Source organism: Raoultella sp. (assembly GCF_039594335.1).
GTDB lineage: Bacteria > Pseudomonadota > Gammaproteobacteria > Enterobacterales > Enterobacteriaceae > Klebsiella.
In genome coordinates this window covers 1-11545 of the sequence record NZ_JBCNNS010000133.1, presented here as the reverse complement: position 1 = coordinate 11545, position 11545 = coordinate 1, and the positions used below count along the sequence as shown (strand labels likewise).

5 protein-coding genes are annotated in these 11545 nt (G+C 58.5%); all 5 read right to left on the bottom strand.

Going from position 1 to position 11545, the window contains the following annotated elements; all coding sequences use genetic code 11:
• A partial coding sequence (recD, locus tag ACZAHD_RS18490; RefSeq protein ID WP_462458076.1) for an exodeoxyribonuclease V subunit alpha occupies positions 1 to 1354 on the bottom strand: 1354 nt, incomplete at its 3' end.
• The gene (gene recB, locus ACZAHD_RS18485; RefSeq protein WP_462458075.1) at positions 1351 to 4899 is read right to left on the bottom strand and encodes an exodeoxyribonuclease V subunit beta; all 3549 of its coding nucleotides are present in this window, start codon (positions 4897 to 4899) and stop codon (positions 1351 to 1353) included. The genes recB and recD, both read right to left, overlap by 4 nt.
• On the bottom strand, positions 4896 to 7781 hold the full coding sequence (gene ptrA / locus ACZAHD_RS18480; protein WP_462458074.1) for a pitrilysin: 2886 nt from the start codon (positions 7779 to 7781) through the stop codon (positions 4896 to 4898). Before ptrA ends, recB begins: the two co-directional genes overlap by 4 nt.
• A gap of 123 nt (positions 7782 to 7904) precedes the next feature.
• Complete coding sequence (gene recC, locus ACZAHD_RS18475; protein WP_462458073.1) at positions 7905 to 11276, bottom strand: exodeoxyribonuclease V subunit gamma; 3372 nt, start codon at positions 11274 to 11276, stop codon at positions 7905 to 7907.
• Positions 11277 to 11288: 12 nt separating this feature from the next.
• Positions 11289 to 11545: prepilin-type N-terminal cleavage/methylation domain-containing protein (locus tag ACZAHD_RS18470; RefSeq protein ID WP_462458072.1), on the bottom strand; the 257-nt coding region annotated here is incomplete at its 5' end.

The following is an 11545-nucleotide window of genomic DNA, read 5'->3' as shown; positions in this document are numbered from 1 at the left end:
GGCCGTCACGCAGGGCACACAGCAACTGGAATTCGCCAAAGGCGGCAATCAGCGCCTCCGGCTCGGCCCGCTCGCGCAACAGTTGTAAATAGCGACCATATCCCGTCTGCGACTGCATTAACATGGCTTCATATTCTTCAGTCGTACTCAGCGGGTGCAGCGCAATATCCTCGAAGGCCTGGCGTAACGTCGCTCTGACGCCGTGGCGATCGCCGTTGTTCACGGCGCGGGCCAGGCTACCGATGCCGGAATGACTACCGAAACGATAGCTTTTCTGTAGCAGGCACAGGCTGTCACGCAGCGCGCCGGCAACCTCACTTTCACCCGCAGGTACCGGGTGACCGGTCAGCCTCTCCAGCTGCGCTGCACGCCCAACGGTATAGCCGGCATTGACCCAGGCACAAATATCCCCGAGCACCGCTCCGGCCTCCACTGACGCCAACTGATCGCGGTCGCCGAGGAAAATAACCCGCCCGTGTTCCGGCAAGGCATCAATCAGCCGCGCCATCATCGGCAGATCAATCATCGAGGCCTCATCCACCACCAACACATCGAGGTGCAGCGGATTGCCGGCGTGATAGCGCATCCGTTGACTACCGGGTTGAGCGCCCAGCAGACGGTGTAGAGTACTGGCTTCGGTAGGCAGCAGCGCCTTCTGCTCATCGGTTAGCGGCAGGCGGCGCAGCGCATCCCCCAACGATCCCGTCAATCGTGCCGCCGCTTTCCCGGTCGGCGCCGCCAGTCGGATGCGGCAGCGTGGTTGCCGGGTCGTCTGAATCAACGCCGCCAGCAGCCTGGCGACAGTCGTGGTTTTCCCAGTGCCGGGGCCGCCTGAAATCACCGAAATTCGGCGGGTCAACGCCACCGCAGCGGCAACTTTTTGCCAGTCGATCTCATCGCTGGCGGGGAACAGCGCATCCAGCGTTTGGGCTAACAGGGCCTCGTCAACATCCACCACCTGGTTAGCTTCGTTGAAGAAGTGGGCGACGGTCAGTTCATTCCGCCACATCCGGTTGAGATAGAGCCGGTCGCCGCACAGGACGATCGGCGTCGGACGTTCGCCGCCGCTGACCGCATCCGAGGCAAGCAGAAGCTCAGACCAGTCATCGGGGATGCTCGCATGCGCCAGCAGCAGTTCACGCAGTTCACTGGCTTTACCGCTGAACAACTCGTCCGTCCGCAGACGCGATATCGGCAGGCAAACGTGCCCTTCTCCGGCATCACGACTAAGCACCGCCGCCGCCAGTTTCACCGCCGGATGCGCATCTTGTGCCACCATCAGGGCAAACTGCACATCTAGTGGGCGCAGCATGCGCTGACTGGCCGCTTCCAGCAGCAGTTCATCCATTGTCATGACAGAACCTCCTGTACATCTCCGGCAAACAGCGCATCGAGACCGTCAATCAACGGCTGCACGGGACGGGTGGTGAAAATACCCTGCTCTCCGCCTTGTCCGTCCATGCCGCGTAAAAAGAGATACATCACGCCGCCGAAATGGCGTTCGTAGTCGTAATCCGCAATGCGGTGACGCAGGTAGCGGTGTAGCGCCAGACTATAGAGCTGGTACTGCAGATCGTAGCGGTGCGCCCGCATCGCCTGTTCCATCGCCTGCCGGGTATAGGCCTCGCGGTCTTCACCCAGCCAGTTCGATTTATAATCCAGCAGGTAATATCGGCCGTTATGGCGGAAAACGAGATCGATAAAGCCTTTTAACATCCCGCGGACCTGGCGGAAGTCGAGGGGCGGACAATCCGCGGAGAGTGGATCGTAGCGGCGAATCAACGCATCCAGACGCAGCGGATCCAGCGGCCGTTCGATCGGCAAATAGAAGGCCATTTCGACCTGCTTATCATTGGTGGAAAGCTGGTTCAGCGCAATCCCGGCGCCCGGCAACAGGGTACCTAGCACATCGTCCAGCCACTGCGTCAGCACCGGCGTCCACTGTTCACCGAAGCCGCCGGACTGCAGCTTTTCCGTCATCCAGTCAGCAGGTATCGGTTGGGTAAAGTCGAGATCTTCAAACAGGCTGTGCAGGAATGTCCCCGGCGATGCACCACGCGGAAACTGATGCGGTGTGAGCTGCGCTTCGGCGACGACTTCGCCGACGCCGACGGCGTCAACGTCAAGGCGCGGTAACAGATCCTGAGCCGCGCTCTGACCATGCTGCTGTAATCCGGAATAGCTGGTCACCCGCCAGTCATCGCTAACCTGACGCACAAGGCTCCTGGCGGACAGCGGCGGCAGCGTTTCCTGCGGCGCCTGCCATGGAGTGGCATCCGGCTCGGTGGGCATTTGCAGCGCGATATCCCCACAGCAGAAGGCTTGCAAACACGCGGCCAGTCCGGCGGCATCCATGGCTTCGCCGCCTTGTAGCAGACGTCCGAGCGCGCTCTGATGGAAATCGCTGGCGACGGCCTTGTCGCTGCGTCGGCTGCTCAACGGGGCAACACCGAGGCTACAGTGCCAGACCGCGCGGGTCAGCGCGACGTACAGCAAGCGTAAATCTTCCGCCAGGCGCTCCGCTTCCGCCAGTTCCAGACTGCCCTCGTCCTGACCAAGATCGAGCACCGCGGCAAACGAGTCGCGATCGTGATAAAACGCCTGATCCTGTTTACGGAAGCGAGCAATAAACGGCAGCCAGACTAGCGGGTATTCCAGCCCCTTCGATTTGTGCACAGTGACGATTTGCACCAGGTGCTTATCGCTTTCCAGGCGCATCTGCTGACTGGACGCGTTGCTGTCCGGTTCGGCGATATGCTGCGTCAGCCAGCGCACCAGCGCATGTTCGCTTTCCAACTGGCTGGCCGCCTCCTGCAGCAGTTCGCTGATATGCAGAATATCGGTTAAACGGCGTTCGCCGCCGACCGTCACCAGCAAGTTTTCCGCAATCTGCCGCGCGCTCATCAGCGCACGCAGCATCGGCATCACCCCTCGCTGGCGCCAGATTTGCCGGTAAACACTGAACTCTTCCACCAGCGCGTCCCACGCTCGCTCGTCCTGGTTGAGGCGTTCAATATCCCACGCATTCAAGCCGAATATCGATGTTGCCAGCGCGCTGCGTAGCGTATTTTCTCGTTCGGGTGCCAGCACCGCCTGCAGTACCCATAAAATCTCCTGCGCTTCCGGCGTGTCAAAAACGCTATCGCGGTTAGAGAGATACACCGACGGGATCGCCAGCGCACGTAAGGCATCCCGGATCAGCGAGGCTTCCTGACGGTTACGTACCAGAACCGTGATATCGGAGGCCTGAACCGGCCGGGCTGCATTGTCATCACGCCAGAGCATCGCGCGCCCCTGTTGACTGGCGCTTAGCCAGTCGCGAATTTGCGCCGCGCACAGTTGCGCCATATACGTCTGATAATCGCCGGATCCCACGGCCTCGCCCGGCATTAGCCAGATGTTCATTGCCGGCACCGCGTCGTTATCCACGGTAAAGCGCAGACCGTGGTTTTTCCCGGCCGGTTTGACCGGCAAGAAAGGGATCTCCCGGAACATAAAGGGGTTATCGCTCAAGCTGAACAGGCGATTAACGCTTTCAACCACCCCAGGAGCAGAACGCCAGTTGGTATCCAGCGTATAGTGCGCCGCCACGTCACCACGCGCTTTCATATAGGTGAAAATATCCGCGCCGCGGAAGGCATAGATCGCCTGCTTGGGGTCGCCGATAAGTAGCAGTGCCGTCTCCGGCTGCTGGCGCCAGATACGGCGGAAAATTCGGTACTGCTGCGGGTCGGTGTCCTGAAATTCATCAATCATCGCCACCGGGAAGCGCTGACGAATGGCGCTGGCCAGCGCTTCTCCACTCTCGCCGTGCAGCGCGTCATCCAGCCGGCTAAGCATGTCATCAAAACCGAGCTCGCCGCGCCGACGCTTCTCCCGCGCGACCGCTTCGCGGATCTCCACCATCGCCCTGGCAATAACCAGATCCGTCAGCGTCAGCGGAGAAGCCAGCAGCTCTTCAACCGCACTGAACAGCGGATGCACCGGCGGCTCACCGCCCGCTTTGGTTCGTTCATGTAAGAAGGCCTGGGAGAATTTCTCCAGTGCGTCAGGAAGCTGATAGCTGAGTGTCTCTTCCTCCGCCCAGGCGTTGATTTTCTCTATCCACTTTCCCTGGTTGCCGCGATTGAACTTGCGGCGGTCGAGACCGGAGCTCTCCAGCACGCCCTCAATCTCAGCAACCTGTTCCCGCCACCGTGTTTTCATGGCGTTAATACGCGCAATAATTTGCTGATGGCGTTCAGCCAGCGTCTCTTCTGCCGCCGGCGGGGATTTGAGCTGCGGGGCTTCTCCTTGCAACCAGCGATCGAGGGATTTCAACAGATCGCGCGGACCTTTCCACGCTTCATGAATGACGGCGGCGATCTCCCGCGGCAGCGGATAGCAATGTCGACGCCAGAAGTCAGCGCAGGCCTGGTAACGCAGCCGGGATTCATCTTCGATCAACTGCTGCTCAAAAAGCATGCCGGACTCAAAGGCATTGAGGCTCAGCATCCGCTGACAAAAGCCGTGAATGGTAAATACTGCCGCTTCATCCATCTGGCGTTCCGCCAGCAGCAGCGTATTCGCCGCCTGGCTCTTATCCGGAATTTCAGCCAGCAAAGCGCGATAGAGGGGATCGGTCGCGCTGTCGCGCAGACAGGCAATGCGCAGCTCGTGGATATTGCTGCGAATGCGGCCACGCAGTTCTTCGGTGGCCGCTTCGGTGAAGGTCACCACCAGCAGCTCTTCCACGCTGACCGCACGAGGAAAAGCCGATTCCCCGCCAAGCCCCAGCAGCAGCCGCAGGTACAGTGCGGCGATGGTAAAGGTTTTTCCGGTGCCCGCAGAGGCTTCTATCAGGCGCTCACCCGTCAAGGGCAAGCGCAGGGGATCCAGAGGCTCGGCGGTTGCGGTCATTCATTCTCTCGCATCAGGGGTAAGGATTTCTGCAATGCGCTGACGCTTTCCCAGACTTTGCCACCTTCAGGATGGACGTAATCGGCCTTGCCATTCTGGCTGCCGGAAATCTGGGACAATATCGCCATGCCTTGCGGAACCACCACCGTCTGATGGAAGAAATCGGCAAGTTTTTGCGGCGTCAGCAGTTTAATCTGAGCCACTACTTTATCACGTGAATCGAAGCGCATATTACCGCGATCGAAATCTTTGCTCAGCTGCGAGGCTTCTCCGCCCAGCGTTTGCGGCGCCTGAGTCATCTGGCTTATCACCGCCTGCTGGATTTGCGCAAACTCTGCCGGGCTCATCGCCCGCAGTTTAGCTTCCGCGGTCGGGAAGAATGCCTGGAAACGCTGCCAGAGGAAAGCGGGCTGTTTATCGCTGCTTTGCAACAGGAAGCCCATGCCCCACTGGCGCCCGACGTTCATCGGGAAAGCAAAGACCGCGTAGCCAAGCTGCTCTTCGGTGCGCAGCTGGTTATAGAACCACGGCTGAATAATCTGTCCGAGCAGGGAGCTGGCGGCGGAACTGCTGTATTCATCCACGTTCGGCGGGGCGAAGACGGCGGCCAGCGCCGAATCGGTGCTGTTACCCGGTTTTTCAAAAATCGCCAGCTGCTGACGGTTGATCAGGACGTCTTTGTTGCGACACCACTCATTGCCATCAGATCCCAGCTGCTGCTGGATCTGACGCGCCATGGCGGTGGACTGTTCGGCGGTGAGGTTGCCAATCACCAGCAGCTCCGGGCGCCCTTTCGCTTTCAGGTTGTCACGATAGGCCAGCACCTCTTTCAGGCTAATTGACGGCAGCAGCGCCCGCCGCTCCTCGCGCTGGAAATAGGGCACCTGGGACAACATCTGAACCGGCATGATCGCCTGGTCGTAGGCTTTGCCTTTGTCCGCCGAATCCATCATCTGCGCATACCAGGATTTAGCCTGCTCCAGCTGCTCTTCGGTCGGCGTATAGCTGAAATAGCCGTCCAGTAACGCGGTAAACAGCTTAGGCAGCCGCTGGGTGTAGCCATTGGCATTGACCATTAACCCGTTATTGGCGCCGGTTGAGAAGGAGATGCCGCCCACCGCCGCCTGGTTGCTGAGCTGATCGAGAGCGATGCCTGCCAGATAGTCATTCAGCGCGAACATGACCTGGCTACGGGCGCTGTCCATGGCCTGCGGATTACGCAGCACCAGCGAAACGTCAGCCTTTGGCTCGCTGGCGAAGAACTGACTGGGCGCATAGACCACCCGCAGCGTCGGCTCATCAACGATCAGCTGCGGATGCGGGTAGGCTTTATCGCTTTTAATCAGCGTAAAATCGTCAGGAATATACGGGTTCAACACCGGCAGCTTCAGGTCGATAGCGCTCGCCTTCTGCTGCCAGTCGCTAAAGGTCTGCGCGCTGATCTTGTCGACCTGATACGGCGCATTCACAAAGTAAGCGCTCTTGTTATGCGGTTCCTGCGGGCTGATATACCAGACGCGGGCATTTTGCGGCGTCATCATCGCCAGCCGCTCTTTAATCGCCTGCGGATCGTAGCGATCGGCAATGTTGACCACGTCCAACGCATGCTCCACCGGTACGCGAATCATGGTGTCCGCCAGCCATTCCACGTAATCCATATCGCGATTGATCGACGGATAGCGGAAATCAAGCGCCAGAACATGGGACAGCTCATCAAAATAGCGTTTGTCGATGCCCTGGCTACGCAATAAGTTAAGGTAGCTGAAAATCGCCGCCGCCACTTCATCACGGTGCGCCAGACCTTTATCGGTCAAGGTCGCCGAAATCGCCAGCACACCGCTGTTGCCGTTGACCACCGGATCGGAATCCGCGCGAATCCCTTCGACCAGACCTTGCTGCTGCAACCAGTCCGATAAGGTCCCCGGGCTGCGGTTGCCAATCATGTAGGTCACCAGCTCGTCGGTTTTGCTGCGGAATTGCTCGCTGTTATTATCAATACGGAATTCAACACGCAGCACTTTACGCGGCATTGCCGGGACGTAGTGAATGATGATGCCTTTTTGCGCATCGGTCACCACCGGTACGGTGATTTCCGGTTTGTTGATATTGTGGTTTGGCACCCGGCCATAGGTTTTTGCCGCGATGCTCGCCAGTTCCGGCAGTGGTTTGTTGCTGTAAATGACCGCCTTCATCAGATTTGCCGAGTACCAGCGGTCGCGGAAAGTATGCAGGGCATCGAGCACCGGTTTACCGGGCTTGTCGCTAAGCGTCTCAAGATTACCACCGGAAAAATGCGAAGCCGGGTGCGCCGGGTTAACCGTTTCTGCACTCACTTGCGCCATGCGCATCCCGTCACGGGTCCGCGCCATGGTCAGCTCGGCGTTGACCGCGTTGCGCTCGCGATCGGCATATTTTTTATCCAGCAGCGGAGCGGCAATGGCATCCGCCAGACGATCGACCGCGCCGTCAAGGGCATCATTTTCGACTTCAAGATAGAACGCGGTGCGATAAGGCGCGGTACTGGCATTATGGCTGCCGCCGTGCATTTTCAGAAATTCGGCGAGGCTGTCCGGCTGTGGATAATTTTGCGAGCCCATCAGCGTCATGTGCTCCAGAAAATGAGCCAGCCCCTGATGATCGACGGGATCCTGTAACGACCCCACGGGAACCACCAGCGCAGACAGAGATTTCACCGCCTGCGGATCGGAAACCAGGAGAACCACCATGTCATTATCCAGGCGAATGGCCTGATACTGTCGGGGATCTTTTTCGCTTTTACGAATGGTTTCCTGAATCGGTTGCCATCCGGTATCTGCCTGACTTAACGGCGCCCAGAGGGCAGCCAGTACTAAAATGACCTTGAACCATACACTGCGGGGCATTCACGAACCTCATCATTAACAAACTTTGCGCTGACAGCATCAGCGTTATGCACATCAGTCCGTGATTGGTTGCGCATAATAATTGAACACCTTAAACTGCGCAATTTTTATACTATTACAAATTTATTCGGGCTGATGGAAACGAAATATCGGCAACAGGTAGCGCTGTGTTTGCGTAATAATTTCTTCATAGTAAGCCGGTTCAAGCGTGCGCCAGAGGCGTTGATACCAGACATCCGTCCCTTCGCCACTGACCACCATATTGCCTTCATAGACCTGGAGAAATTTGCTACGCGCTTTTTGTTGCGTCTCTTCGTCTGTTAACATGACATCCTTTTCACCGTCATAACAGACTTTTAGCCACGCACCACCGCTTTCTGGCAGTAACAGCAGCGGTCTGGACATGCCTTGCAGGTAACCCTCGACCAGTTGCTCAAGATACGCTTTGGCCTGTTCCTGCGCCAGCGGCGGGAAACGCCATTCGCCTTCTTTGCGCACCAGCAGCCGGCTTTCACCGGTTCCGCCGCTAGCACAGTAGACAAGGTGTTCCAGCCAAAGTTGCATCCCCTGCGCGACGCTCAGCAGCGACGGCCGCCAGCGTAACAGGCCGTCAGATTGTACCTGCTGTAGCCATCCCGTAATGTTGACTCCGTTACATTGCAGATCGATTTCCATGTTTTGCCCCGGCTGGCGGCTGGCAATGACTCGCTCCGCAAGGCTCTGCATCTCCTGACGCTGCGCCTCCCAGGCCAGTTCGCCAAAAGCGCCAAAGGGCAGCTCTCCCGCGGCGCGGAAGCGCCGATACATCGTCGACGCATCCTGTTGTTCAATCAACGTATTCAGTAATTGCTGGTTCAGATGATAACGGTTAAGTCCTTCGAGGGTGAACGGCTCGTCATCGGGAATCTCACTCTCTTCGCAGCGGAAGTTAACCCGCAGGCGCTGCTGGAAAAAGGCGCGCACCGGGTGTTGCCAGAATCGCAGCAGCTGTTCAAACGGCAGCGTTTCGATAGCCAACGCTGGCAACGGCTGGATAAAGTCGCTATGCGCCTCTCCCTGATGGCTGGCGGCCGCCAGCCACTCCCGGGCATAGCTCTGATATTCATCATCACGGAAATTGGCCGCATCAAATGGCATCCGCGTATGCAGATGGGTGATATGGGCTTTGACACGTCGCTCGCTGGCGTCACAATCCAGCGCTTCATCCCCGGCCAGACAGTGGCTCTGGCCAATATAGTCCGCCAGTTCTTGCACCAGCACCGAAGGGTAGCGTTCGCTATTGTCCTGAATCGAGCGGCCGATGTAACTGATATATAATGTCTGTTCGGCGGACATCAGCGCTTCCAGGAACAGATAGCGGTCATCATCGCGACGGCTGCGGTCGCCGCGCTGCGGTTTCTGACTCATTAAATCGAAGCCCAGCGGCGCCAGCGTCCGCGGATAAACGCCGTCGTTCATCCCCAGCAGGCACACCACCTTGAACGGTATAGAGCGCATTGGCATCAGGGTACAGATGTTGATCGGTCCGGCGAGGAAGCGCTGGCTGATGCGCTGCTGGTCCAGCCGCTGCGCCAGCTCATCGCGCAATAAAGACAGAGGAACGGAGTGCTCATATTGTGCCTGGGCTCCTTCGCCAATCACCGCCTGCCATTGCTGTTCAATCAGCGCCAGCGCCGCTTCGGTGTCGCCGTCGGGCAGGAAAAAGTCATTTAGCAGTTCGCGACAAAGCGGCAGCCATTCCGCCAGCGGACGCTCCTGCACCAGCTTCCGGCGCCAGAGGTTAAGCTGCATCAGCAGCGAAGCCAGATTACCCACCAGCTCAGCGATCAGCCCGCTGGATTCATCATAGGGCAGGACCGACTGCCACTCCCCCTGGCTGCTGTCCATCGCATAGCCCAGCAGCATGCGCGTGAGGCCAAAGCGCCAGGTGTGTTGCCCGGTGGCGGGGAGATCCAGTTCGCGCACATTATCGTCATCCATTCCCCAGCGCACGCCGGATTCATTAACCCACTGACGCAGATAGCGCAGCCCTTCTTCGTCAATGTTAAAGCGCGCGGCGAGCACCGGAACATCAAGCAGAGCCAGGACATCTTCGCTGGCAAAGCGGCTGTCGGGCAGAGAAAGCAGCGTAATAAACGCCTGCAGAGCCGGATGCGATTCGGTGGCGCGCCGGTCGGAAATCGCCCACGGTAGCCAGCGTTCGCCGCTGGCGCTGCCGAATACCGCCTGAATGTAAGGGCTGTAGCTGTCGATATCCGCCACCATCACGATAATATCGCGCGGCGTCAGTTCAGGATTCTCCTCCAGCATCGCCAGCAGCCGGTCATGCAGCACCTCGACCTCACGCTGCGGACTATGGCAGACGTGGAGGGTCAGGCTACGATCGTCCAGAGCAAGCGGGCGTTTGCTGTGGCTGTGGGCAAACTCTTCGGCGCTTCGCCCGGCCACTGCGGCATTGCGCAGTTCGAGGATATCCGCCTGTAAATTATGCAGCAGATTATCCGGCGTTATATCGACAAAAGCGTCCAGCTCTTCATAATGTTCCAGCCCGGCCAGCAGATAGATATAGTCACGCCCCAGCTTCCCCCAGGAGGCGAGCAGCGGATTACCGACGTCCTGTTCCCCTGCATCGTTAAACAATCCCGGCGCCTGCCCGGTATCGCGAAACAGCGGGAGTTCGCGCGGTTCACGATGATGACGGCGCTGGCGTGACATCAATTTCGCCAGAAAGGCCGGGTCTTTTATATCGCCCCAGTAGTAACGACAGGGGTTGGTGAACAGCACATACACATCGACGTGCTTGCCCAGCGCCTGCAGCGCCTGCAGATAAACCGGCGGCAGCGCCGAAATCCCGCAAATAAAAACTCGCGAAGGCAACCCGGCCGGAGGTTCATCCGCCGCTTCCAGCGTGCTGATAAAGCGCTGGTACAGATTGGCGCGGTGCCAGAGCGGCTGCCCCAGCGCAGCGGTATGTTCGACCAGCGCCTTCCATAACGGCGCCTGCCACCGCTGGGCGTCGCCAAGGCCATCGACACGTTCATCAGCCTCCCAACGCATCAGCCATTCCGGGCGATAGACCAGATACTGGTCATAGAGGTCGGCTACCCGGGCTGCCAGTTGAAACAGTTTGCGCTTGTCGCTATCGTCACTGAGATAGCGGCGCAGTAGTGTAAAAGCCTCATCGTCAAGATGTTGCGGCAGCAGGGTCATCAGTTTCCAGCTCATGCTCTGCTTACTGAAGGCGCTTTCCCCGGGGATATCCGTCAGTACACGGACAAACATGTCCCAGATAAAGCTCGCCGGGAGCGGGAAGTCGATATTGGCGGCAATGCCAAACCGTTTTGCCAGCGTCATCTGTAGCCACTGCGCCATCCCGGTACTTTGCACCAGCACCATTTCCGGTTTGAAAGGGTCGTCCAGCCGCTGGCGCTCGACGACAAACTCCATCAACGCTTCAAGCACATCCAGACGGTTTGAGTGGTACACCCTTAACATATTCGCTCCTGACTACTGACTGACCGGGCAATGCAACCGGGTCATCTGCACCCGTTTATCAACGGGCATGGTGATCGTTACCGTGATGCTGACACATCTGGCCGCCGATGTCTGCAAGCGGGTGACGGCCCCGCCGGGTGGGATCTCCGGGGGGAGCATCTGGCCATAGCGCCACGCATCACGCCACAGCTGACGATATTGATTTAACTGGATAAAACCATTAGCCAGCCCACGCTGGTAGCCGCCAAGGGCGGTAACCACCATAACCA

Bases quoted from the DNA above. Each gene is read 5' to 3' on its own strand.
- recB (WP_462458075.1), bottom strand. From the start codon at position 4,899: ATGACCGCAACCGCCGAGCCTCTGGATCCCCTGCGCTTGCCCTTGACG.
- ptrA (WP_462458074.1), bottom strand. From the start codon at position 7,781: ATGCCCCGCAGTGTATGGTTCAAGGTCATTTTAGTACTGGCTGCCCTC.
- recC (WP_462458073.1), bottom strand. From the start codon at position 11,276: ATGTTAAGGGTGTACCACTCAAACCGTCTGGATGTGCTTGAAGCGTTG.